The sequence below is a fragment of the Dyadobacter sp. genome, assembly GCF_017744695.1.
Lineage (GTDB): Bacteria > Bacteroidota > Bacteroidia > Cytophagales > Spirosomataceae > Dyadobacter.
The window spans coordinates 1-25,740 of record NZ_JAGIAS010000012.1 but is presented as its reverse complement, the minus strand read 5'-3'; the positions used below and the strand labels follow the sequence as shown (position 1 = coordinate 25,740).

Sequence of the window (25,740 nt, the reverse complement as noted above, 5' to 3'; positions counted from 1 at the left end):
GGAATAAAAACTAGAATGTCAGCATGGCACCTGCGGTGAAACTGGTCGTGGCAGGATAGCGGTTCTTGTCGTCGATGCCCGGCGACATCCCGCTGATACCCACTTCCGGGTCAATGCCCTTGTAGCCAGTGATCGTGTAGAGGTTGGCTACGGCCAGGTAAATGCGGGCGTGGCGGAGGTATTTGTTCTTCAGCCGGAGGTCGTAGCCCGCCGTGATGTTGTCGATTTTCCAATAGTTACCGTTTTCGATGTAGTAGCTCACGTAGTTCAGCGACTGGTCGTCGGCGAGCGGGCGTTTGCTGTAGATCGGGTCGTACGCGTTGGAGCGCAGGTTACCGCGGGTGAGCATCACCGGTGCACTCCAGAACATCTCGGTCATGTTCAGGATCTGGAAGCCGAATGCGCCGCGCATGGTGATATTCAGGTCGAAGTTTTTGTAGGTCAATGTGTTATTCCAGTTGAGATAACGCTTGGGCAAGCCATTGCCGATAATCTGTTTGTCGTCTGCCTGCTGCTGGGCGATGGGCTTCGGCTCGCCGTTTTTGCCTTCGATGATCCAGTGGCCGGTTTCGTCGATGTCGATGGTTTTGAAGCCCCAGAAATTACCCAGCGGTTGGCCTACCTGCACGCGGTGGGTAGTTTGCTGAATAGGCTCGCCGGTATTGCCGGTATCGAAGTAGCCGCTGGCTAATGCAAACTTGTCATCCGACAGGGAAAGGATTTTGTTCGCGTTGGTCGAGAAGTTGACGGAGGTGGTCCATCGGAAAGCGGCGGTTTGGAGCGGGATCGCATTCACCTGAATTTCCACCCCTTTATTTTCCATGGAAGCCGCGTTGGCCGTGATGGTGCTGTACAAATAGGGCGGGTTAGGCACGGGGAAGTTGGCGATCAGGTCGCGGGTAGTGCGGCGGTAGAGATCGATCGAGCCGGAGAGGCGCTCGTTCAGGAAACCGTAGTCGATACCGATATTCACTTCCTCCTTACGTTCCCAGCGGAGGTCGGGGTTGGCGTTGTTCGATGGGTTAATGGCTTGTACCCACTGCCCGTTGATGAGGACATTGGTATTGAAATTGATTTTATTCAAGGAAATGTAAGAGCTGCCTGGTTCCGTACCGGTTACGCCGTACCCACCCCGTAATTTCAGGTTGGAGATCGTGTTGGAATTTTCCAGAAATGCTTCCTTTTTCAAGTTCCAGCCTAGCGAAAATGCCGGGAAACTTCCCCATTTGTGGTTGGCCCCGAAGCGCGAGGAGCCTTCATGACGGATACTGGCCGAGAGCAGGTATCTGTTCATGAAACTGTAATTGACCCTGAAAAAGTAGCTGATGAGCTTGTTCTCCGACTGCTCCGACAACTCCGGCGCCTGTCCGCGACGTAATGCGAGCCCAGCGTTGATGTTGTTGTAGGAAAAATTGTCTGTCGGGAAATCCCAGTTCTGCATCCAGTAATTTTCGGTATTGTACCGCCGCCAGGTGTGGCCGGCAAGGATCACGAAGTTGTGGTCGTGAAGGGTTTTGTTATAGTTGGCCGTAAGCTCAAACAGGTCGTCCTGCGTACGTGTAGTGCCGCGCGACGCGAAGCCGTTGCGGCCGTTGCGGCTGGTGGAATAATGGTTTTTGGTTTCGTAATAACCCCGTGTGCTGTTGAACATATCCCGCGCAAGCAATGCCTTGATTTCCAGTCCTTCAATCGGCGCGAGCGAAATCGTGCCGTACGTGCGAAGGTTGTTGTTGCGGTTCAGTCCGTTCGTTTCCTCGATCAGCGCGACCGGGTTCATGTAATCCGTTTTGTCGGTGCGCTCTGTCCATTTACCGTTCGCGTCCTTCAATGGCTCGGTCGGGTTGAAAGTGAGTGCGTTGCGGTAGACCAGGCCGGAATACGAGCCGCCATCGACGGAGTAGTACTTCTGCTGGTAACCGCTCAGGTTCGCATTGATTTTCAGCAATCCGTTGAACATCGAATGGTTGACCTCGATGCGCGGGAACACCGTCGTATTGTCCGATTTTTTCATGATGCCGTTCAGCCGGCGGTATTCCATGCTGACGATGTAGTTGGTGGTGCGGGAGCCGCCGCGGAGGCTGATGTTATGTACTTGAGATAATGGCTTTTGGGTTACCTGGCCCAGCCAATCGGTGCTCTGGCCGTAGTCGATCGCGCCGGGTTTGCCCTGGGCTGCCAAAGCGCGGTACTGGTTTACATCCATGAAATCGAGCTTGCGGGTGAGCCTTTGGGTAGTGAAGTAGGAGTTTACTTCGAGCGTCGCAGGGGTTTCGCCTTTCACTTTCCGGGTAGTGATGAGAATCACCCCGTTGGTGCCGCGTGTGCCGTAGATAGCTGCCGCGGAGCCGTCTTTCAGCACGTCGATGGATTCAATATCCTCCGGCGCCACGGTGTTCAGCCCTCCCGGGACACCGTCGATCAGCACGAGCGGGTCCGAGCTCGCATTGATGGTCGCATTCCCCCGTAATGTGATCTGCGCGACGGCAGTAGGGTCGCCGCTGGGCGTGATGACGCTCAACCCGGCGACCTTCCCGCGAATGAGCTGGGCCGCATCCTGCACCGGCCCTTTCACGAAATCCTCGGACTTGACGCTCGCAACGGCGCTGGTGATCTGCTCGCGCTTTTGCGTTCCGTAACCTACTACCACCACTTCTTCGAGGCTTTTCAAGTCGGGGGCCAGGGTAATATCAATGGTGGAACGACTGCCCGCGATCACTTCCTGGTTCTGATAGCCGACATAGGAGAATACCAGCGTCACGTCTGCCTTGGGGTCGTCGCTGACGGCGATGCTGTATTTACCGTTGGCATCGGTGGTGCTTCCGCGGGTGGTGCCTTTGATGAGCACACTCACACCGGGCAGCAACTCGCCGCCATCTCCTTTCACGACACCGGATACCGTCCTGTCGGCCGTTTTTTGGGTTAATTCCAAAAGGGAAGAATTGTTTTGGAGCGACATAGCGAATGTTTGCCGGGTGGCCGGCGTAGCTTCTTCCGGGGTAATCGGCTCGATCTGCTGTGCGCCAGTTTTACTTTCGTCGGCGGTCGTCAGGATAAGGTAAGTTTGTTTGCTGACCTTCTTGTAGCGGAGTCCTGCCGGCAAGATATTGTTGAGCTTATGCTCGATCGTTTGCCCTGCCTGGACCTGCGCTGGTGATACGAATTGCCCTTCAAGCAGTTTTTCTTCAAAAAGGATATCGACTTTGTACTGTTTTTTAACCTGCATCAGCGCATCCCGCAGCGCGATCCGGCTGCCGGGAATGATCGTGGGTACCGGATTGCTTTTGGGTGGGCGGTTCTGGGCCATGAGCTGGGCTTTAATCGGGGCGCCATCCAACAGGCATCCCACCATTAAGGTTACCAGAACTTTAACGTGTAATAGTTTCGTCATGATTATGGATGATTAAGGAATTACAGATGGTTCGTGTCGAGCACAAAGGTCTCGGCCCGGTCGTCACCCGGAGGTGAGTGCGTTACGCGTGCGTTCAGGACGTCGGAAAGGACTTTGAGTACATTCGCCGGATCGCTTGCATTGAATGTGCCGCCGATCGTCCGCCGGGCCAGTGTGGAGTCGGCCACCACCACGTTCACACCGAAATGCTCGCTGATCTGGTAGGCGATTTCCGAAACCGGCGTGTTCTCGAACATGAACAAACGCTGTTTCCAGGCCTGGTGCGTCGAGAGGCTTTCGCTGTGTTTGAGGGTGAGCGTACCTTGCATCGACATAGTGGCCACGTCGCCGGGTTTCATCAGCATCGGTCTGGGATTCAGCTCTTTCAGCGAACGGAGTTGCACACTTCCCTGACTTAGTACCACTTTGGAGCCACGCTCGCGGCTGTATACGATGAATTCGGTCCCTAGTACTTTGACTTCCAGCTTGTCGGGTGTCCGGACTATGAACTTGCTGTGGTCGACGGTGTGTTTCACGGCAAATTCCGCCTCTCCTTTCAACTTCACCTCGCGCGTGCCGAATCCGAAACGCGGGACACTCAGCACGGAGTTGGCATTGAGCGTCACCCGGCTGCTGTCGGGCAGTACCACCGTCCTGATCTCGCCATAGCCGGTTTCATATTGTTTGTAAAACCAGAAGTCGGACAGCAGATAGGCGCCCGCGATGAGTGCAATGGAAGCCGCGGCGACCCATTTGATTACAAAAAGCCGTCCCACCAGCGCGCCCTGATTTGCCCTTGCTACTGTGTCGGGAGCCGCGTAGTTGGGGCTGGGAAGGTCCGTTTTGTTTTGAACGGTATCCAATGAACGTTGGTAGGCCTGCTCCACATCCGGGGTGAACTGCGGGTTTTCGGTTTCCCATTCATCCAGCCATTGAAAATAGCGCTCGCGGTTGGCGGGGTTTTCCAGCCATTCTTCGATCAGGATGTTCTGCATCCGTGTGGTTTTCCCTTCGAAGAAGTTCTGGATGACCTGTTTGGAGAGAAGTGATTTCTTCATGCTTTGTTAAATTCAGGATGACATATATCCGAGGGCGTTAGGCCGTCAGACGAATAGGAGTAAAATCTGGATCAATGAGAGCAGCCCGTGGTCCTGCAATGCTTTCCGCAGGATCGACAGCCCCTTGGTAATGTGCCCCTCGACGGTTTTGACCGAAATCCCCAGCTCTTCGGCGATGGTCGTGTTGCGTTTCCCTTCAAAACGGCTCATTAGGAACACCTTCTGATTTTGGGGCGATAGCGACCGGATCACCTGCTCGATTTTCAGTACCAGCTCCTGGAATTGCAGCTCCTGCTGGGGCGAGCTGGCCGGGGTAGCAAGCGGCAGTTCGGCCAGCTCTTCCGTTACGGTTTCCTTGCCAAAATTTTTACGCATATGATGAAATGCCGCATGCCGCACCGTGGTGAACAGGTAGGACCGGTACGAAGTCGTGACGGCCGTGTGCAACTGCTTTGACCAGAACTGGCTGAAAACCTCCACTACAATATCCTCCGCGACATCGCGTGCATACACAAACCGTACGGCGTGGCTGCATAATTGCTTGTAATATCGTTTGAAAAGCAACTCGTACCCCCGACCCGGATCCGTGATAAATGCCTGTTTGATAAATAATTCAGAATCGACAAAGTCCGCAGGTTGTTTCCTGATAGCCGGAAAATCGGATACAGGCCCGGTGGGCTCGCCCGCATCAGTTTTATTTTCTACGGAATACTTCTGGCTCATACAAATCACATAAGTAGGTTATTCATAAGAGTGTTTTGTACCCGCGCTACCCTCGTTTGTTTTGTGAAATTTTTATTTTTTTTGGGACTTTTTGCGTCTTTCGGGGCGGTCGGCAAATGCGTAGGGGGGTATGGTGGGCCAGGTGTGGTCAGGGATAGTCATTGGTGGTCAGGTGTGGTCAGGGGTAGTCAAGGATAGTGCGGGGAATTGGGAGATACTATGACTAGTCGTTCGCGCGCGTACGTGTGATGTCCGAATCTGGACGGTTTTTTGACGAGTAAGATCAAAAAAAAGCCTTAGGGCCATAACAGGCAAAGGTTGTAATCCAGGCCTGATTTTTGAGTAATGCAAGAATTCCCGACCAGACCACACCTGACAATACCTGACTATTCCTGACCACGCCTGACCACACCTGACCACACCTAGCAACGCTTGACTATTCCTGACCACACCTGACTATTCCTGACCATCCTTTCCCCCTAAACTGTTTCGGACTATGTTACGTAACTATTTGAAAATCGCGTTTCGCCAGTTGGCCAGAAACCGCGTGTATTCCTTCATTAATATCGGTGGACTGGCTGCCGGTATGGCGGTGGCCATGCTCATCGGTCTCTGGGTTTATGATGAGCTTTCGTTCAACACCTATCATGAGAACTACGCACGCATCGCGCAGGTACGCTCGCGGGAGTTCGGAGAGCATGGGGTGGGGATTAATTCGTCCGTACAATATCCGCTCATGACCGAGCTGAAAAATCACTATAAGGAGTATTTCAAACATATAGTGGGTGGTTCCTGGGACGCGGGGTGCGTACTGTCGGCAGGAGAAAACAAAATTTCACGTTCGGGGCTTTTCCTGGAACCGGACGCACCCGAGATGCTTACCTTAAAAATGGTGTACGGCACCCGCGCCGGACTGCGCGATCCGTATTCGGTCATGCTTTCGCAATCGACTGCGCTTGCATTGTTTGGCAACGTAGACCCTGTGAACCGTGCCCTGAAAATAAGTAACAAACTCGACGTAACGGTGACAGGCGTCTACGAAGATCTCCCACAAAACACACAGTTCAACCAGATGAAGTTTCTGGCCCCTTTTGCGCTTTGGGAGCTCGATAATCCGTGGATCAGGGAGCGGGCCATGACCGACTGGCAGAATCATTTTATGAAAATTTACGTCGAGCTTCGTCCGGAAACTGATTTTGAACAGCTCTCTGCGGATATCAGGAATGCCGAAATGAAAAACCTCGCGGGATTTCCCGCCGAGGCCAAAAATAGACCGGAAGTATTTCTGCTGCCGATGCGCGACTGGCATTTGCATAATTTCAAACGGGGACAACCGGATGTAGGCCCGCTGCAAATGGTGTGGCTGATCAGCATCATCGGGGCATTCGTACTGTTGCTTGCCTGTATCAATTTTATGAACCTTTCCACTGCACGTTCTGAAAAACGGGCGAAAGAGGTCGGTATCCGCAAGTCAATCGGATCGGTGAGAAGGCAGCTGATCAACCAGTTTTTCAGTGAGTCGTTTGTCGTCGTAATACTCGCATTCCTTTTTGCGCTTGGGGCTGTTTCGCTGGCATTACCCTGGTTCAACGAGCTGGCAGCCAAACAAATGTCGATCCCCTGGACGAATGGCGGTTTCTGGGCGGTGAGCCTGGGCTTCATTGCCCTCACGGGTATGCTCGCGGGAGGTTACCCTGCATTGTACCTGTCGTCGTTCCAGCCTGTAAAAGTTCTGAAGGGGACATTTCGAGCCGGACGTTTCGCGTCGGTTCCGCGTAAAGTACTTGTAGTCGTGCAGTTCACTGTTTCTGTCACGCTGGTGATCGGTACGATTATCGTGTTCCGCCAGATCCAGTTTGCTAAAAACCGGCCGGCCGGGTACACGAGGGAGGGGCTGCTGATGGTGGAAATGAAGTCGGGGGACTTTTATGGCAAGCACGAAATACTCAAAAATGAACTGCGGAGCACGGGAGCCGTAACCGACATTGCCGAATCGATGGGAAAAGTGACGGAAGTGTGGTCCGGTAACGACGGGTTCGAATGGCGAGGCAAGAGCCCGGCGGCCGATGAGAGTTTCGGTACGCTGATGGTCAGTTCCGAATATGGCCGCACCGTTGGCTGGCAGTTTGTGCAGGGCAGGGACTTTTCCGGGACACTGGCCTCCGATTCATCGGGTATTGTCATTAATGAAGCAGCGGCGAAATATATGGGGCTCAAAAATCCGGTAGGAGAGCCGGTGAGCTGGAAATTCCAGGACATGCCCGTGATGCATTACCGCATCCTCGGGGTGATTAAAGATGTGGTCATGGAATCACCGTACGAACCCATCACCCCGACGATATTTATGATCAAAGCGCACGGCGGCCCCAACTGGATGCATATCCGGATCAATCCCGGCATGAGCGTCAGCGAGGCGCTGCCCCGCATTGAGTCCGTATTCAAAAAAGTGATCCCGCTCGCCCCATTCGAATATCAGTTTGCCGATGAAGATTATGCGTTGAAATTCGCCGCCGAGGAACGTGTCGGCAAGCTGGCCTATTTCTTTGCCGTCCTGGCTATTCTGATCTCCTGTCTTGGCCTATTCGGTTTGTCGTCCTTCATCGCCGAACAGCGCACCCGTGAAATCGGCGTGCGGAAAGTGCTGGGTGCTTCGGTCTTCAATGTCTGGAAACTGCTCTCGAACGAGTTCATTATGCTTGTCACGATCGCATTTGGCCTGGCCTCGCCCGTGGCGTATTACCTGTTGGGTCACTGGCTGGAAAAATACACTTATCGTATCGAGCCTTCCTGGTGGATTTTCGCTGCCACCGGCCTCGGCGCAATGGTAATTACGTTGTGTACGATCAGTTTTCAAAGTATCCGGGCGGCGTTGACGAATCCGGTAGTGTCGTTGCGGGCGGAATAAATTTTTGTAACAGAGAGTAGACAAAAAGATTATTTAGATTTGAAGGAACATAACTCTTTGCGTCTCCTCTTTCTGTATGTGTTTGCTCAAATTTCGCCACCTGTTCTGGCTGATCGTCGTATGGCTGTACGGTCACGCCCTTTTTGCCCAGAAAAATGCTGATTACAAGCTGTATTTGAGAAACGGGACGTTTTCGCCTCCGGCTAATTTGTCGGGTGCGGCAGCCGGTGCGATACTCCGCGAAAAAGCATTTCCCGCAATCGGGAAGCTGGTCATTATCCAATTCAACAACATACCCGAGGAACAGGCCGTCGCGCAGTTGAAAAATGCGGGCATCGAGCTGCTGGCGTATGTTCCCGACAATGCATACACCGCGGTGATCCGCCAGGCGCCGGATGCCGCATTGCTCGTTTCAGCCAATGCCCGGGCCATTATCGAACTCACGCCCGACCAGAAAATTCATGCGGTATTAACCGCCCCGACGCTTCCTGCACACACCCTGAAAGTGCCCGGTAAAGTGGATGTTTCCGTCAGCTACCCGCGTTCTATCGCATTATCGGATGTCAGGCAGGATCTTCAAAAGCATAATTTCGAAATCATTTCCGAAACCCTGAGCCGGTACCAGGTGCTCGAAGTTCGGCTGGATACGAACCGGCTGGAACAGCTCGCGGCCTTGCCGTGGGTGGAGTATATTGAACCGGTAGCGGCGCCCACTGTGCCTCTGAATGACAAAAGTACCGCTGGTAGCAGGGCGAACATGCTGGCGACGGGGTTGCCTTCCGGGGTTAAACTGGATGGGGAGGGGATAGCGATTGGTATCGGGGATAATGGAAATCCGACTGAACATGGCGACATGAGCGGCCGCATCGTTAGTTATATCCCTGTAATGGGCGACTGGCACGGGGTACACGTGACGGGGACAGTGGCCGGGGCAGGAATCATTAATGAGAAATATAAAGGATATGCCCCCAAAGCAATGATCGTCAAACGCTCGAACGATGAGATATGGCGGCGGGCTTCCAGTTTGTTCCAGGAGTTTGGAATGGTATTGACAAATAACTCCTATGCCAGTGATGGCGGAGGAAATTGCGAGGGTTACGGGGCCTATACTTTTCATTCCAATGTGCTCGACAAACAGGCAAACGACCTTATTCATGTCCAGCATGTTTTTGCTGCCGGAAATAGTGGCCAGTACGCACCCTGCGAAGTATATCCGGCCGGATTTGGTAACGTTCAGGGCCATTATGCCTCAGCCAAGAACGTAATCACCGTGGGACAAATCGCCCAAAATGGGTTAGTATCTCCTTATTCAAGTAAAGGGCCTGCACAAGACGGCCGAATGAAGCCTGAACTGGTAGCACCGGGGACTGACATTTTTTCAACTTTACCCAATGATAAATACGACGATGCCACCGGAACAAGTATGGCGGCCCCCGCTGTAACCGGTGGGGCGGCGCTACTGTATCAGCGGTACCGGCAACTTCATGACCAGCAGAATCCGAAGAGTGCGCTGATAAAAGCGCTGCTTTGTAATGGCGCTTCGGACAAAGGTCTGCGAGGCCCGGATTTCAGCTATGGCTTCGGAGCTATGAATCTGCTTCGCTCCGTTACGATGCTCGAAAAGGGGCGTTACTTTAATGGAACGCTGGCCCACGAGGGAGAAGCCGAGTTTCAGATTTCCATTCCCGCAGGTGCGGCGCTGGTGAAGGTGATGCTCTACTGGAACGATACTGCCGGAACTGCGGTGGCGGGCTCGAAAGCAATCGTGAACAATCTGGATCTGACAGTGGCACCACCTGTCGGTTCCGATCTGCTTCCGCTCGTGCCCGACCCTGCATCACCCCAGACCGCCGCGGTTGCGGGTGTCGACCTTATCAACAATGCGGAGCAGGTAATGCTTGATAGCCCTGCTGCCGGTATCTACACCCTCAAAATAAAAGGGACCAACGTCCCGTCCGGCCCACAGGAGTATTTTCTGGTGTACGATATTATTGAGAAATCCGTCGTACTCACTTATCCGGCAGGCTCGGAGCATCTCGCCGGGGGAGACGTGGTCAATGTTTGCTGGGACAGCTATGGAAATCCCCAGAGCACATTTGCCGTATCCTATTCCCTGAACAATGGGGCTACCTGGGCTGTGATTAACGCGTCGGTGCCTGCTGGAACCAATCAGCTGCGATGGACGGTGCCGAATGCGTTTACCGCGACTGCCAAAATCAGGCTTGTTCAGAACGAGACGGGTATTGTTAAAGAAAGTGGAACGTTTTCGATCATGGGGTTGCCGGTGGTTACCCTGGCTCCGATTCAATGTGAAGGTTACGCGGCGGTGCAATGGACCGCGGTCACAGGTGCCACAGATTACGAGGTAATGCGGTTGCAGGATGCCGAAATGACATCTGTCGGCGTTACGACAGGGCTGAATTATACATTCACCGGGCTTTCACGCGATACGACGTATTATTTCTCAGTTCTACCGCGCTTGAACGGCACACCCGGCCGAAGAGCGATTGCGGTTAAACGAAAACCGGACAGTGGCACTTGCGAGGGTGCTATTTCGAACAATGACGTGGGTGTGGAATCCATTGTCTCACCAAAGGGATCGGGCAGGATGTTTACTTCCACCAGTCTCTCGGCGACGCAAGCCATTACGATCCGTATCCAAAATTTCGACGATCAACCGGTAACGCGGTCATTTGAAGTAGGATACTCGACCGGCGGACCGGGCGCTGCTGTTCACTGGGAAACGATTACCTCCGGTATTCCTGCTCTGGGTTTTTTGGAGCATACATTTAATAAAACTGTTGATTTTTACGCTGCCGGCGACTATCAGGTGAATGTTTTCGTAAACATGCAAGGCGATATAATGCAGGTGAATAATCAAAAATCCATTCAACTCGTCCAGCTTCCCAATCTTCCGATTACTTTGCCCTACACGGAAGGTTTTGAGTCGTTGCCGCCACAGCTTCTGCGTGCCGACAGGATGGGATTGATGAATGCACCTGCCTATGATTTTACTACTGAGCAAAAAATAGGGAGATTAACGACTTACGGTGACCCAGGAGCCGCCTATTCCGGCGAAAAAGCACTGATAATTGATGGCGATAACGGGAATTACAGGGGCTACGAGTCGTCGGTTTGCGGCACCTACAACCTGGCAGAGTACAAGACGCAGAGCCAGGAAATACGCCTTTCGTTCCGGCTCCGCCAAAATGTTAACAGCGGTGGGGTATATGTGCGAGGGAAAGATAGTGATCCCTGGGTTCTTGCGACCTCTTATCATCAATATCAGTATGGGCCTGTCGACAAGGATTTCACGCTTTTTACGATCCAGGTAAGTGAACTGTTGAAAAACAATTCGCAGGAACTTTCGTCCAGTTTTCAGGTGAAATGGGAGCTGGGCTGGGGTCGAGGAACGTATATAATTGATGATGTAAGATTGTACACAGCCCATAGCGATGTTGAAATGATAGAACTGTCCGCGCCGGAGCTGTCCACTTGCAGCTATGGTTCGCAGAACCTCTCTGTACTGGTGAAGAATAATGGGGATGAAGATATATTCAATGTACCATTACTGGTAACGGTTGACGGTCAGGAAGCGGCCAGGGAAACCATTCCCGTTGTAAGGGCCGGGTCTGACACTCTTTACAGGTTTAACGCCTATTCTAATTTATATGTGGAAGGTGATCATGTGGTAAAGGCCCTTCTTAACTACGGTTTTGACGTCAATGCGGCTAATGATTCCAGGCGAACAATAATTACCACCCCGCCGGTGATAGCGACCTTTCCCTATCTGGAAGATTTCGAGGAAGGGCCGGGTGGTTGGCAGACGCTCGGCCCGAATTCCGCCTGGCAGTTTGGGCGGCCGAATTCCGCCAAAGTGAAAGGCGCCGCGAGTGGAGAGAATGCCTGGAAAACAAACCTCACAGGGACCTACCAAAGCGACAGTGCTTATTTGTATTCGCCTTGTATAGATCTCAGCAGGATAGGTTCGGTTCGGCTGAGTTTTAGTTTTTTTATTGACAAGGAGGCATGTGGAGCCGGTTGCGAAATGCCGTCCATAGAGTATGAGTTCACTAAAGGTGTTTGGTTCAATTTGTATGGAATTGAATGGGGGGATTTGCAAGGCCAAAGTCGCTGGCGTAGCGCGTCGATTCAAATTTCCGGCTATTCGCTTAAACGGTTGCGCATTGCAATAAAAGGCATCTCTTTGAAAAATACAGAAGGAATGGCGATTGACAACATCCACATTTATGAAATGCCTGGCGAAATAACTAATGAATCGTCCCCGCTGCCGATAGTCCGACAAAGTGTTCAGGGCAGTAATTGGGTGGATTTTACGCAATTCGGGTCGATGGTGGCGTCCATACAACCTAATGGCCAGGAACTAGGCGATCTCTCTTTGATGACCTATCTGAAAAATGACGAAGTCGGAGACCGGAATGGGCAATATTATATGGGCAGGAGCTACAAATTTGGTGCGTCACAACCGAGTTTTCCCAAGCCTGTCGGCGTACGGTTTTATTTCTTGGAATCAGACGTCGAGCGGCTTGTGAATGCACCGGAAAAGCCTGGTGTTTCCAAACCCGCTTCGGCCTATGAAATGACTGTTACCAAGTACTCAGGGATCAACGAGGACGGCGATTTGGTCAATAATGCGGGTAAAATCTGGGGTTATTTTCCCAAATCGGAGGTAAGGCTTGTGCCTTACTGGAACGGCTACTACGCAGAATTTCAAACCAAATCCTTCTCCGAATTCTGGCTGGCGAAGGGATTTCTGGGGCTTGGCGACCCAATGCCGGTCACCCTCGCCACCTTCACAGTCAAACCCCGCACGGATGCCGAGAACAAACAAACGGTCCTGGTAGAATGGCAAACGGCCCGCGAGGAGGCGTTCAGTCATTTCGAGGTCGAGGTGGCGAAGGATCGGGAGGGGCTTTTGGGAAACAGGTTTACAAAAATCGGCGAGGTGCCTGGGCTGGGCGGAAGTTCACGGTATGCATTTACGGATAATGCGCCCTTGGCGGAGCGTACGAGTTACTACCGCCTGAAAATGGTCGATACGGATGGGAGCTTTGCGTATTCCAGCGTCCGCGCCGTCAATTTCGAAGGCGAAAAGTTGTGGAAGGTATTTCCTAACCCGGCGGAGAAGCGGATTTTCGTGGAATTTGAGGAAAAAGCCGGAAAGGTGCTGCATTTCAATGTTTCCGATGTCGGCGGGCGGGTTGTTTTTACAGACAAAGCAGTGGCCGACGGACGTGCGCAGCAAAAGGAAATAGACCTTTCCACGCAGGCGACGGTGCCTGGCGTTTATTTGCTGAAAGTCGTTTCGGAAGATCGCGAACGGATTTTTAAAATCATCAGGAAATAAAAATCAGTAGTTACCAGATATCAAATCCCTGCTGGCGAGCGCTGGCGGGGATTTTTGGTTTTGGGAAGAAAAATAATTTCCCTCAGCATTTGACGAACCCTTTAAAATAAAATATCTTTGTAACTAAGATATTTAGAAACAAAGATAAATATGAGCCAGGAACTGACTGAACGGGTGCGAAAGCTGAGCCAGCAATACGCATTCGACTCCATCCAGATGCACGAAGCCATCGGCCGGCAGGCCGGGCTGTCCGGGACCGATCACAAGTACCTGGGTTTCATCATGCAGAAAGGGCAGATGACAGCCGGTGAGCTTTCGCAGCTGACCGGCCTTACCACGGGCGCCGTAACGGGCCTGATCGACCGGTTTGAACAGAAAGACCTGGTGAGGAGGCGGTTTGGCGAGGGCGACCGGCGGAAGGTGATCGTCGAGGCGAATAATGAAAAGGTCATGGCGGTTTTCGAGCCGTTGTATAAGGAGTTCCGGCAGCGGTCGGGTGAGCTGATCGCTTCTTTTTCAGAGGCGGAATTGAAGGTTATAGAAAGCTACTTCTCGAAGGCGATTGAAGTGATGAATGACACGACCAGTAAATTCAATACTAAACAGCAGTGAACTATGGGGGCTTACATTCTTGGTTTTGAAGAGATTGATAAAACGCAGATCGCGGTAGCGGGAGGGAAGGGCGCTAACCTGGGCGAGCTCGCTCGGATCGGCGATATTCAAGTGCCGGATGGTTTTTGCATTACGACCGACGCATTTAGCGAGGTGATCAGCGGTGCGGAAATCGGCAGCCTGCTGGAAAGGCTGGCCAATGTAAAGGTCGGGGATACCCAGTCAATTATGGCGCTGGGACGCGAAATCCGCGGTGAGATCGAAGCGGCAACAATCCCGGGGAATGTCAGGGAGGAGGTCCTTCATCACCTCACAAAGCTTGGCGAAGGGGATGCCTATGCCGTGCGGTCGAGCGCGACGGCGGAGGACTTGCCGAATGCGTCGTTTGCCGGGCAGCAGGATACCTATCTCAATATCGTCGGAAGCGATGCCATTTTGCAGCACGTGAGCAAATGCTGGGCGTCACTGTTTACCGACCGGGCGATTGCTTACCGGATACAGAATGGTTTCGATCACCGAAAAGTGAGCCTGGCGGTGGTGGTTCAACGAATGGTTTTCCCAGAGGCTTCGGGCATTATGTTCACGGCCGATCCGGTGAATTCAAGCCGGAAGGTGGTTTCCATTGATGCGAGTTTCGGGCTCGGCGAAGCGCTGGTGTCCGGCCTTGTGAATGCAGATATTTATAAAGTACGGGGCGGAGAGATCATTGAAAAGAAAGTTGCCGCCAAAAAGATAGCGATTTACGCCTCGGAGGCGGGTGGAACGCGTGAGCAGGAGCTCGGACGGGCGCAGCAAGAGCTTCAGACGCTTGCCGACGACCAGATTTTGCAGCTGGAACAGATCGGCAGGCGAATAGAAGCGCATTTCGGCAGCCCGCAGGATATCGAATGGTGCCTGGCCGATGGCGCATTTTACATCGTGCAAAGCCGGCCGATTACAACATTGTACCCCATCCCGGAAGCCAACGACGGGAAAAACCATCTTTACGTGTCGGTAGGCCACCAGCAAATGATGACCGACGCGATGAAGCCGCTGGGGCTGTCGGTCTGGCAGCTGACGTCGCCCCGGAAAATGGCGCTAGCCGGCGGAAGAATTTTTGTAGACGTCACGCAGGACCTGGTTTCGCCTGCCGGAAGAAGGGTAGTGCTCGATGTGCTTGGTAAATCCGACCCGCTGGTGCGAAAGGCGGTGACGGAAATTCTGGAACGGGGGGATTTCCTGGATGTCGAAACGGCTGAACCCTCCGCTAGTCAACCGGCGCAGGGGCCGCCGCCACACGATTTTTTTGCGCTCCATAGCTACGATCCTTCCATTGTACAGGAACTGATCGGCCGCAGCGAAGCAGCTATTGCGGCATTAACTGAAAATATCCGCGCGAAATCGGGGACGGAACTGATCGATTTTATTCTTGACGATTTTCAGCAACGCAAGAGCCAGGCCGATCCGCAGAGTTTCGGGGTGATCGTGACGGCGATGAATGCCGCGCTTTGGCTCAATGACAAAATGAGTGAATGGCTGGGCGAGAAAAATGTCGCCGATACGCTTTCGCAATCGGTGCCGCATAATGTAACCTCCGAAATGGGGCTGGCATTGCTGGATGTGGCCGACGCTATCAGGCCGTATCCGGAGGTAGTTGCCTATCTGCGGGATACGGATGCAGATAATTTTATGGACGGGATGCTTGCATGGCATGGTGGTAAGGAAGCTGTGAGCGCTATCCATACATTTTTGTCCAAGTACGGGATGCGTTGTGCCGGCGAGATCGATATCACCAGGACGCGTTGGAGTGAAAAGCCCGCGATTCTCATTCCGCTGATCCTGAGTAATATCAAAAACCAGGAACCGGGTGCCGGCCAACGGAAATTCATGCAGGGACAACAGGAAGCCGCCCGGAAAGAAGCGGAATTGCTGAGCAGGCTGTGGGAATTGCCCGACGGAGAACAAAAGGCGGAAGAGACGAAGCGGATGATCGGACTGCTGCGTAGCCTGGCCGGTTACCGCGAGTATCCCAAGTATGCCATTGTAAACAGGTATTTCATTTATAAAAAGGCCCTGATGGAAGAAGCCGCCAGGCTCGTGAATGCCCGCGTGCTCCGGGAGAAAGAAGATATTTACTATCTCGAATTCGAAGAAATACGCGAAGTGATCGTTTCGCAGCAGGCAGATTACCGGATCATTAACCAGCGAAAAGAGGCATACCAGCAATTCGAGAAGCTTACTCCGCCGCGCGTAATGACCTCCGATGGGGAAGTAGTGACAGGCCGGCATAGCCATGAAAACCTGCCAGCGGGCGCTATTGTAGGCCTGGGCGTGTCGGCGGGGACGATCGAGGGGCGGGCGCGGGTGATACGGAAAATGGAAGACGCCAATCTGGAACCCGGCGATATTCTGGTAACTACTTTTACGGACCCGAGCTGGACGCCGTTGTTTGTGGCTATCAAAGGGCTGGTGACGGAAGTGGGCGGGCTGATGACCCACGGAGCAGTGATCGCCCGGGAGTACGGGTTACCGGCGGTGGTGGGTGTGGAAGATGCGACCCGGCTGATCAAAGACGGGCAAAAAATACGTGTGCACGGGACGGAAGGATACATCGAGCTCCTGTAACGCCACGTGCACACACGGCTGAATGCAAGCCTGGCCTAGTTTTTCAGCCAGGCTTCATTCAAAGCTTTTTTCGAATCGTCGCCGAAACGGAAGCCGTCGCCGTCTTTGTAATTGAGTTTGACCGTACCTTTCAGCTCCATGTCCTGACCGTTCCGGTTCACCTTTACGGTGATCGGACTGCCTTCGTCGAGGTCGTAACCGAGGTAAACGAGTGCCATCAGGTTTTTCGGGTCGACCGGTATTCCGTTGAACTCCACGAATACGTCGTCATCCTGTATGCCCAGGCTTTTGTAAAACTCGTTCTGGTTGTCGGGCGCGTGCGCGAGTACGTGCGTACGCGAGGCATCCGGTTTGATGTAAATGACGTCGTTGCGCAGGAAAACGATCGGTTCGGGGAAGGGGATCGTCTGCTTTTTGAGACCTACTTTGCCGAGGAAATCTTCATAGCGGATCGGTTCTCCCATGACTACGTGTTTGTCCAGGAAGGCGCCCGCTTCGGGACCGGCTATCTGCGTAATGACCGGAATCAGTTCGGTGTCGTCGAAGGGCTTTTGAGGGCCGTATTTTTGAGACAATTCACCCATGAGCCACAGCAGGCCACGCTGGCCCTGAGTTTGCTCACGGATCACAATGTCGAGGCACATGGCGATGAGCGCGCCCTTTTCGTAAACGTTCGGGTACTGGGGTTTCAGCTTCGGATCGAGGATATTCCGGCTCATTTCGGTGAAAGAAAGGCTGTCGGAATAGGACTGCGATTGCTCCACCTTTTTGGCCATTAAATCATAAAATGCATCCGGCCCGATAAGTCCCTGATTTACCTGGAAAAGGTTGGAAAAATACTCGGTAACCCCCTCATAGAACCATAAATGCTGGCTCATTTTAGGCGCATTGAAATCGAAATAATGGATTTCCTTCGAATGCACTTTCAGCGGCGCGATGGTATGGAAGAACTCATGGCTGATCACGTGGATCAGGTCCTTACTTTTCATCGGCTCCCTGAAAACCGCCGTTGTGGAGGCATTGTGTTCCAATGCGCCGATGCCCTTGGCGTCGTTGGCCGCACCGGACGACACGTAGGTGAGCACCGCGTATTTAGGCGTATCGTTGATTTTGCCCAGAAACTTTTTCTGCGCGCGCATCATCTTTTCCAGGTCGGGTTTCAATGCCGAGGCGTGAATGTTGCCGCGCTGTGAGTAAATGCCCAGCAGCACCTCCATGCCGTCTACCTTGAAGGAGAAAGTATCCGGCGCGGCGTACATCACAGGGTTATCGATTACATCCGGGTAACGCGGGATCTGGAACACGTCCTTGCGGGTATCATTGTCGGTATCCACAAGCGCTGTGGTGCCGTAGAGCGTCTCGGGGTGTGAAACGGTGATCCGGTACGGAGTTTCGGTTTGTCCGGAGAAGTAGCCTACGAACCCCGCCATATTCAGCAGAAAGTGCTTTCCCGCCTCGATATTGGTCCCAGCGGGAGAAAAAATGGTTTTATTGTTCTCGCCAAAAGGGTCGCTTTCCACTTCCGTATCGAAAGTGTCGCCCACCAGGTAGGAAATGCGGGCGAGCTTCCTGGAGGGTGAAATGGTAACTGTGTTCGAATCGGTGCGGGTTACGCGCAGTGCCTTGCCTTTTTTATCGAAAGCCTGGATATCCTGCACATACCGGCCGTAATCGGCAATGGCGTAGGTGCCGGGGATAATCTTGGGAAAATTATACGTAGCCACCTCGCCTGTCTGCGCGGGGGGCGTGACGGTTACGCGCACGCGATCGGCATCGACATGGACGAGGTCAATCCCAACTTCTACTGCTTTGGAGCCGGAAGCGGGACCGGGTTTGCTGCCTGCGCAGGAATACAAAATGGCTGTGAGCAACAGCCCGGGCAAAAAATGTGATTTCATAGGGGTTTTAATAGCGTTCAGTGAAACCGGTATCCGATTCCGAGGTTAAGGTAAATATTGTGCATGCCGAAAGCGATGCTATGGAATTCCGGATCCATCAGCGGCGACAATGCGTAGTTCAGGTTTGCAGAAGCAAAAACGTGACGGCTGAAATGATAATCGGCACCGATTTCGACACCGGCATTGAACCGCCTGACATTATATGCGAAATCATATGAGGCGGCGTCGATATTCTCGCGTTCGCCTATGGGCGTTTCGTGACGTATGTACCCGTCGCGTGCGTGACCCGAGAAGCGGGCGTCGAGCAACACCGATAGAAATCCGCCTGCCTTGAAGCTGAAATCGTTGTCGGGATGGTAGGTCAAATGCAGCGGAAGCGTCAGGTAACTGTTTTTGATTTTCGTGGTGACCCGTCCCGTGAAATAGCCCGTCACCGACTGATTCCCTTCGCTGCCGGCTTCGTTGAAAGTGGTATAGTAAGCTTTTACACGCGCGTCGGTAGTCATTCCTTTTTGCTCAAACCGCAGGGCGGTTGCTACCCCCAGCTTTTCGGTAAACCGGTAGTCCAGCCCCACTTCCAGGCTTGGCAGCAATCCCGGATCGTAAGATTCTATTTTCCGGATCGACTCGGGCATGCGCACCGGTGTGACGGCCCCGACCGAAAATCCCGCCCTGGCATTGAACGAAATTTTTTTTCCGTTCTGAGCGGTGGTTTCGAACGCAATAGCCAGTAAAAGGAGCAGCAAATGGAGACGTTTCATCGGGATGGTTTTGAAATATTATTGCGTAACGATCTGCACGTCGTCGATATATAACTTGCTGCCGACGGCTCCTTCAAAGACCGCGCCATTTTTGCTGGAAGAAAACACGATGGCAATTTTATAGGCAAATGCGGCCAGGTCGTCCGCGTTGATTTCCAATTTGTAGCTGAACAGCAGGTTGAATGCCTGGTAGCCGCTGCCGGATGTGGGCGCGCCGGAGGCCAGCTGGGCAATCGCCACCACAGTGGGATCGGTGAGGATATTGGCACCGTTGAGAAACGGTTTTTCAGGACTCGCCTTGAAAAGCACTGCATAAATGTCGCAAACGTCCTGCTGCTCCGGGGTGATGGGCTTGCCCGTTTTATCCGTGACCGGTCCACCTGAAATGTACTTGTACCAACCAGTGAGCCGCAGCGGTTTCTTATTGAACGGAACGCCAAAAACGGTTGCTTCCAGCGGGGCTGTCAACGCTTTCGCAGCGTCGAAGCTGCCCAGAAAGAGATTGCCCGGTGCAATGGGCATGCCTACCAGTGCACCCAGCGCACCGGTTGATTTGGTTTCAAGATACGCGGCATATTGCCCCTGTTTGGCATCGCTACTGCGTTGGGTAGGGTAGGCTTCCGGCTGTTTTTCCGGTGCAATCAGCGAAAAGCCGCTGTTACCCGATGCCCAGATATTCTGGTGCTCGCCTTCGACGAGTTCGTACGGGACGTAATAGTTGCCGTCGGGATTGACCGTCCAGTTTTCAAACATGAAGTTGTCCGGCGCCAGGTTTTGCAGCAAGCTGACCCGGTATTGTTTCTGCCAATGCCCATCCTGGGAGGTAACTGTGTAGGTTACGGGTTTGGAAAAATCCTGAGGGGTACCCGAAGCCGGTTGTATGCTGGCGCCCTCTGTGATGGTGAACTGCGGCGCTACGGCTTTGATATTAAGCTTGGAGAAATTGACAAACGCGGTAACGCTGGTATTGGTAATGGATGGCGGGGATATCAGTACGGAATCCGGCAATGTCATTACCAGGATATCAGCCTCCATGTTTTCCGCTTCCGGTTTGATACACCCCGATGCGGTCAGTAATATTCCCAGTATGGCCAATAGTACGGTACTTTTCATACGCAATACTAAACAATTTTTTTGCCAGCGTGAATTTTATCACCGCTCGTATCGATCATTCGGTAAACTTGGCGATCAATTTCAGCCGGGCCGCCTGATCGATTCCAAGCTGGTTTTCGATGAACGGCCCGATCCCGCCGTAAGTACTGTCGATGGCATTGAATGTAGCATTAATGAAGCTTTCGTCGACGGTCGAAAGGATCTCGATAGCGTCCATATTCAGTTTCGGCTTGATAACGCGCCCGAGCTTTGCCTTCCCCAGCGTTTTTTCGGCCCGGTTGCGGCGGTAGTAGTTGGATAACATGTAGTCGTCGACGATCACCTGCCGGTCCACATTCAAGATGGACAAAATCAGGGCTGAGACAATGCCGGTCCGGTCTTTTCCCGCCGAACAATGGTAAAGTACCGGTTGCTCCGAAGAAGTAATGCCGTTCAGGATCGCCTTCACCGCGCCCACATGGACGGTTACCGCGTCGGCGTAGAATTTGGCGGTCATGTCTTTCGCTTCCTGTTCGGTGATCTTCCCGTTGAGCACGCGTTTTTTCAACCCCTTGATTTCTCCGGCATTGTCTTCCACAACCGGTGTATGCAGGTAGCGCACCTGGGCAGGTAAATGGTCTTCTTTTCCTTTGATTTCGTGATCGGTACGGAGGTCGTACACGCTGGCAATCCGCAGGTCGTTGAATTGTCCGAATTGGCCTGTTTCGAGTTTCGAGAGATTGTCGGAGCGATAAATCATCCCCTTTCGAACGGTCTTGCCATCCCTGGTCCTTAAACCGCCAAGGTCCCTGAAATTGACGGTGTTTTCCAGACCCACATAGCGATGTGCTACCGTTGCCGAATCACCGCCATGCACGAGAAGGTCGTGGTAGGCCGCTTTCCCGTCATGTTCCGCGGGTACACTGACTTTGCAGGAAAACATTAAACTACCGAGTGTTGCGTAAAACCACCAGGCCCGGAATCGGGGCATTTTGCCGAAGGTATTGCTGTATGGACAGGTATTCATTCCAATTTGTTGATGTAAATGGGCCCTGCATTTTTGCTTTCTGCGAGATGCCCTTGTAAAATCAGCAACAGAATACCCGGAAATTAGGTTTAGAAAGACCGCCGGATTCGGTGTGTTTTTCTATTTTGCATGATCAAGAAACGCTGATTTTCATGCATAGTATTTTACCTTTTTTGCTGGCGATGGTCGCGGCAGTAGTTCTGCTCTGTATGCTGGCCAGTAAGCTGCGGATTGCTTACCCGATATTACTGGTCGTCGCGGGGTTGCTGACGAGCCTTGTACCCGGGCTGCCGGTAGTGAAAATCGACCCCGACCTGATTTTTTTTATTATGCTTCCACCGCTGCTCTTTGAAGCTACGTGGACGATCTCTTTCAAGGAGATGAAGAAATGGTGGCGGATTATCAGCAGTTTTGCTTTTCTGGTGGTTTTCTTTACTGCATTGTCTGTTGCCATTGTTACCAGCCATTTCATTCCGGGTTTTACACTAGCGTTAGGCTTCCTGCTGGGCGGCATTGTATCTCCTCCGGACGCGGTCAGTATCGGTGCCATCACGCGGTTTGTGAAGATCCCGACCTCGACTTCCGCTATCCTGGAAGGGGAGAGCCTGCTGAACGACGCTTCCTCGCTCATTATCTTCCGTTTCGCATTGCTGGCGGTAGCTTCGGGGCAATTTGTGTGGCAGGATGCGACGCTGAGTTTTTTCTGGATGGTGATTGGCGGCGTGGGTATCGGGCTGGCGCTGGGCTGGGTTTTCGTACAAGCGCACCGGCGCTTACCCACCGACGCACCTTCGGACATAGCTTTTACACTGATAGAACCCTATTTTCTCTACTGGATTGCCGAACAGCTTCATAGCTCGGGCGTGCTGGCGGTGGTAAGCGGAGGGCTGTTTATGGCCAACCGTCGTTTGCAATTTCTGAGCAGTTCCAGCCGTATCCGCGGTTACAGCGTTTGGGAAAGTTTCGTATTTATCCTGAACGGCATCGTGTTTCTGCTGATTGGCCTCGAACTTCCCGAAATAGTGGAAGGGCTAAGATTGAAAGGTATGCCATTGCAGACGGCAATCGGTTATGGCGTGTTGGTAACCGTTGTGCTGGTGGTGGCGAGGTTGATCAGCTCTTATGCGGCGATGATCGCCACGATGATCTTCCGGCCTGCCGTGGTACCCCGCGCGGGTTCCCGGCGAAGGCAGTGGCTTATTCCGGTATTTCTGGGCTGGACAGGCATGCGTGGCGTGGTATCACTGGCCGCGGCGCTGTCGATACCAGTCATGCTCGATAGCGGCACCGAATTCCCTTACCGGAATCTGATCCTCTTCATCACTTTTGTGGTGATCCTGCTCACCTTGCTGGTACAGGGCCTCACATTGCCTTATATGATCCGGCGGGCCAACATTTTCGAACGGCTGAACACCGAGTCGCCCGAGGACATGCGGAAGCGCCTGAAACAAGGCCTGCGCGAGCACACCTACGTATTTCTGCGGAGCAAGTATGAAAGGGATTTCGATGGCCACGACGGCATGCGAAAGCTTTTGCAGCATTGGGAAGAAAAGCTCAGAGCCTCCGACGACGACTGGATGAACCACAAAACCAAACTAATCTTTCTGGAAATGCTCGAAAGTCAGCGCGAATACATCGTCGAGGCCAATAAGGACCCTGCCATGGACGAGGAAATCATCCGGGAACAGCTTTTCCTGATCGACCTCGAAGAAGAGCGCTTAAAAATGCAATGACCCGGCTCTCGTATGCATCATTCCGAACGCAGCGATTGGACCGGATTGGCCAACGCGGCTTTCAGGGATTGATAAATGACCGTCAGCCAGCAGATCAGCAGCGTGGCCACGCAGGACGCGATAAAGATCCAGATGCTCATATCCGCCTTGTAAGGAAAACTCTGCAACCAGCGGTTCATCGCAAAGTAAGCCACCGGTATGGCGATCGGGAAGGAGAACAGTACAAGCCTTGTGAAATCTCTGGACAACAGCAGCACGACACTGGAAACCGACCCGCCCAATACTTTCCGTACACCGATTTCTTTCACACGCTGCTCGGTCGTGAATGTCGCCAGGCCAAACAGCCCCAGGCATGCAATCAGGATGGTGAGGCCGGAAAATGCGGTGCAGATTTTTCCACGCAATTCGTCGGCGTGGTAGGCATTCTCGAAATCCTGGTCAAGGAAACGGTATTCGAATAGCTTGTCGGGGTAGGTCTCCTGCCATTTTTTACCGATGTATTCCAGGGTTTGGGCCGTGTTTTCGGTCTTGATTTTAATGTGTATGACGCCATTGGCCCGGCGGTACACCATGATCATCGGCTCAATGGGGTTATACAACGATTGTTGGTGAAAATCCCGCACCACGCCCGCTACCTGGGTGGTAGGCGGTGGATTTTTGCCATCGGCCGGAACCGTACCGAGGATAATCTTCTTGCCGATCGGTTCTTTCCAGTTCATCCGTTTTACGGCAGCTTCATTGACCAGCACGCTGTTGGCCGTATCGGCGGGTAGTTCGTCCGAAAAATTCCGGCCAGCGACGAGTTTCATGCCCATTGTTTTGAGATAATCATGGTCGATCGCCGTTGGTTTGAAACCCATTTCCTTCATTCCGGTATTGGATTCGACCGTGAAAATGATCCTGCCTCCGATATTACTTACCGGCGCCGACGCGGATGCCACGCTCCGGATATTCGGGTTATCGAGCAGTTCCTTTCTGAATGCATTGTATTTGTCTTTGGGTTGATTGTCCTGGTAGTCAATCGTGAGTACCTGTTCCCGGTCGTAGCCCATGTCCTTGTTCCGCATGTAATTCAGCTGCTGGTAGACGATCCAGGTACAGATAAGCATGATCAGCGAGATCGAAAACTGAGTGACTACCAGTGCTTTCCTGAAAAAGCCGCCCCCTCGCGCCTTGAACGTTCCTTTCAACACACTGGCAGGCTCGAACGACGACAGGTAGAATGCCGGGTAACTGCCACTGACCAACCCGGTAAATACGACGACTGCGAGGCCGATAAGGACAAACTGGGGGCTTAGCAATTGCATATAGCTGATTGCTTTCCCAGAAACATTATTGAAAAATGGTAACAACAGTGCCACCAAAATGAGGCTCGCCACCAGAGATATGAGCGTAATCAGGATGGATTCGGTGAGGAACTGGCGGATGAGAGCGCCTTTGAGCGAGCCCATTACTTTCCGCAAACCCACTTCCTTCGCCCGCCGGGCCGACTGCGCGGTGGCGAGGTTCATGTAATTGATGCTTGCGATCAACAGCATAAAGAACGCGACCGCACTGAACGTGTACACATAACCAATGTCCCCATTGGCCTCCCCATCGAATTTGGAATGCAGGTGGATGCTCGTGAGCGGCTGCATCTGGTAGGTAATGTGAATGCCCATGCGCTTGAAAATGCCCGACATGTATTTGTCGTAAAGACCGGGGAAACCTGCTTCCAGTTTTTTCAGGTCGGCGTTTTTGGATAGCAATAAATAGCTGTTGATATAAAACCCGCCCCATCCGTCGGCATTGCGTTGGTTCTGGTCCAGCGACACCAATGCATTGAATGTGAAGTGCGAATTTTTCGGCACGTCTTCAATCACGCCTGTGACTTTGTAGGAAGTACTGTCGTTGGTTTGCAATATCTGGCCCAGGGCGGGAGATTTGCCGAAAAAGCGTTCTGCGACGCGCCGGGTGAGCACGACGCTGCCCGGCTGCTGCAATGCCCTGGCGTTGCCTTCTACAAACTGGTAAGTGAAAACGTCGAAGACGGTGGAGTCGGCTGCGTAAATATCTTCCTCGTAAAACCGGCGCTCCCCTTGGCGGAATGCCATCCGGCCATTGGGAAAAAAGCGCACGTAGTTCTCCACGAACGGATAATCCTGTTTCAGGGTTTTGACGAGCGGTGGTTGGGTGCTCACCCATTTGTTGACCTTGTCCGGTTCGCGGATGTAAGATACGATCCGGTATATCCGGGAAGCTTTTTCGTGGTAACGGTCATAGCTAAGCTCATCCACCACATACAGGAACAGCAGCATGCCGCAGGTAACGCCAATGGTAAGGCCGAGAATGTTGATCAGGCTGTAAAATTTGTCTTTAACCAGGTTACGAAAAGCCAGTTTGAGGTAGTTTTTAAGCATCGGAGTCCGGATTGGGTTCGGAGTGGCCCGTGCAAAATTTATTCCAGTGATTTAAATTGTTGTTTTACAATGAATTATATTGATTTTTATGTTCGAAAATGAACGTTTTGTAAGTGGCGATGTTCGCCGACAGCCGACAGCCGACAGCCGACAGCCGACAGCCGACAGCCTG

At 52.7% G+C, this 25,740-nt stretch carries 13 protein-coding genes; 5 read left to right on the top strand and 8 right to left on the bottom strand.

The window, feature by feature from the left end; translation table 11 throughout:
- Positions 1–10 precede the first annotated feature (10 nt).
- From J7619_RS30520 to J7619_RS30510, 3 genes are read right to left on the bottom strand one after another with little or no spacing between them, the layout of a single operon-like run.
- Positions 11–3,388, bottom strand: a complete 3,378-nt coding sequence (locus J7619_RS30520) for a TonB-dependent receptor (RefSeq protein ID WP_291208200.1) — start codon at positions 3,386–3,388, stop codon at positions 11–13.
- A 20-nt stretch (positions 3,389–3,408) separates the two neighbouring features.
- Positions 3,409–4,446, bottom strand: coding sequence for a FecR family protein (locus tag J7619_RS30515; RefSeq protein WP_291208198.1), 1,038 nt, complete (start codon positions 4,444–4,446; stop codon positions 3,409–3,411).
- A 45-nt stretch (positions 4,447–4,491) separates the two neighbouring features.
- The gene (locus J7619_RS30510) at positions 4,492–5,169 is read right to left on the bottom strand and encodes an RNA polymerase sigma-70 factor (RefSeq protein WP_291208196.1); all 678 of its coding nucleotides are present in this window, start codon (positions 5,167–5,169) and stop codon (positions 4,492–4,494) included.
- Between the two features lie 496 nt (positions 5,170–5,665).
- Between J7619_RS30510 and J7619_RS30505 the strand changes: the two genes are divergently transcribed.
- The 4 genes from J7619_RS30505 to ppsA all read left to right on the top strand — a co-directional run bounded on the left by J7619_RS30505 (position 5,666) and on the right by ppsA (position 16,658).
- A complete protein-coding gene (locus J7619_RS30505) occupies positions 5,666–8,074 on the top strand; it encodes an ABC transporter permease (RefSeq protein ID WP_291208194.1) in 2,409 nt (802 codons plus the stop codon).
- Between the two features lie 82 nt (positions 8,075–8,156).
- Positions 8,157–13,442: a S8 family serine peptidase gene (locus tag J7619_RS30500; RefSeq protein WP_291208192.1), complete on the top strand. Its 5,286-nt coding sequence runs from the start codon at positions 8,157–8,159 to the stop codon at positions 13,440–13,442.
- 150 nt (positions 13,443–13,592) lie between these two features.
- Positions 13,593–14,054 (top strand): MarR family winged helix-turn-helix transcriptional regulator, encoded by a 462-nt coding sequence (locus J7619_RS30495; protein ID WP_291208190.1) that lies wholly within the window; start codon positions 13,593–13,595, stop codon positions 14,052–14,054.
- 3 nt (positions 14,055–14,057) lie between these two features.
- Entirely contained in the window at positions 14,058–16,658 is a 2,601-nt protein-coding gene (ppsA, locus tag J7619_RS30490; protein ID WP_291208188.1) for a phosphoenolpyruvate synthase, read from the top strand.
- Between the two features lie 35 nt (positions 16,659–16,693).
- Here ppsA and J7619_RS30485 read toward each other — a convergent pair whose 3' ends face one another.
- The 4 genes from J7619_RS30485 to J7619_RS30470 are packed head-to-tail and all read right to left on the bottom strand — an operon-like array spanning position 16,694 to position 21,436.
- A complete protein-coding gene (locus tag J7619_RS30485; protein WP_291208186.1) occupies positions 16,694–18,556 on the bottom strand; it encodes a hypothetical protein in 1,863 nt (620 codons plus the stop codon).
- A 17-nt stretch (positions 18,557–18,573) separates the two neighbouring features.
- Positions 18,574–19,317 (bottom strand): porin family protein, encoded by a 744-nt coding sequence (locus J7619_RS30480; protein ID WP_291208184.1) that lies wholly within the window; start codon positions 19,315–19,317, stop codon positions 18,574–18,576.
- Positions 19,318–19,335: 18 nt separating this feature from the next.
- On the bottom strand, positions 19,336–20,430 hold the full coding sequence (locus tag J7619_RS30475) for a PCMD domain-containing protein (RefSeq protein WP_291208182.1): 1,095 nt from the start codon (positions 20,428–20,430) through the stop codon (positions 19,336–19,338).
- Positions 20,431–20,485: 55 nt separating this feature from the next.
- Complete coding sequence (locus J7619_RS30470; protein ID WP_291208180.1) at positions 20,486–21,436, bottom strand: tyrosine-protein phosphatase; 951 nt, start codon at positions 21,434–21,436, stop codon at positions 20,486–20,488.
- A 152-nt stretch (positions 21,437–21,588) separates the two neighbouring features.
- Here J7619_RS30470 and J7619_RS30465 point away from each other — a divergent pair, with 152 nt between their 5' ends.
- Positions 21,589–23,169, top strand: a complete 1,581-nt coding sequence (locus J7619_RS30465; protein ID WP_291208178.1) for a Na+/H+ antiporter — start codon at positions 21,589–21,591, stop codon at positions 23,167–23,169.
- A gap of 17 nt (positions 23,170–23,186) precedes the next feature.
- On the opposite strand, the gene J7619_RS30460 is transcribed toward J7619_RS30465, so the two are convergent.
- On the bottom strand, positions 23,187–25,568 hold the full coding sequence (locus tag J7619_RS30460; RefSeq protein ID WP_291208176.1) for an ABC transporter permease: 2,382 nt from the start codon (positions 25,566–25,568) through the stop codon (positions 23,187–23,189).
- Between the last annotated feature and the right edge of the window lie 172 nt (positions 25,569–25,740).

What these genes read in the sequence shown, in the direction of transcription:
- J7619_RS30520 (WP_291208200.1), bottom strand. Translation starts at nt 3,388, where the DNA reads ATGACGAAACTATTACACGTTAAAGTTCTGGTAACCTTAATGGTGGGA.
- J7619_RS30515 (WP_291208198.1), bottom strand. Translation starts at nt 4,446, where the DNA reads ATGAAGAAATCACTTCTCTCCAAACAGGTCATCCAGAACTTCTTCGAA.
- J7619_RS30510 (WP_291208196.1), bottom strand. Translation starts at nt 5,169, where the DNA reads ATGAGCCAGAAGTATTCCGTAGAAAATAAAACTGATGCGGGCGAGCCC.
- J7619_RS30505 (WP_291208194.1), top strand. Translation starts at nt 5,666, where the DNA reads ATGTTACGTAACTATTTGAAAATCGCGTTTCGCCAGTTGGCCAGAAAC.
- J7619_RS30495 (WP_291208190.1), top strand. Translation starts at nt 13,593, where the DNA reads ATGAGCCAGGAACTGACTGAACGGGTGCGAAAGCTGAGCCAGCAATAC.
- ppsA (WP_291208188.1), top strand. Translation starts at nt 14,058, where the DNA reads ATGGGGGCTTACATTCTTGGTTTTGAAGAGATTGATAAAACGCAGATC.
- J7619_RS30485 (WP_291208186.1), bottom strand. Translation starts at nt 18,556, where the DNA reads ATGAAATCACATTTTTTGCCCGGGCTGTTGCTCACAGCCATTTTGTAT.
- J7619_RS30480 (WP_291208184.1), bottom strand. Translation starts at nt 19,317, where the DNA reads ATGAAACGTCTCCATTTGCTGCTCCTTTTACTGGCTATTGCGTTCGAA.
- J7619_RS30475 (WP_291208182.1), bottom strand. Translation starts at nt 20,430, where the DNA reads ATGAAAAGTACCGTACTATTGGCCATACTGGGAATATTACTGACCGCA.
- J7619_RS30470 (WP_291208180.1), bottom strand. Translation starts at nt 21,436, where the DNA reads ATGAATACCTGTCCATACAGCAATACCTTCGGCAAAATGCCCCGATTC.
- J7619_RS30465 (WP_291208178.1), top strand. Translation starts at nt 21,589, where the DNA reads ATGCATAGTATTTTACCTTTTTTGCTGGCGATGGTCGCGGCAGTAGTT.
- J7619_RS30460 (WP_291208176.1), bottom strand. Translation starts at nt 25,568, where the DNA reads ATGCTTAAAAACTACCTCAAACTGGCTTTTCGTAACCTGGTTAAAGAC.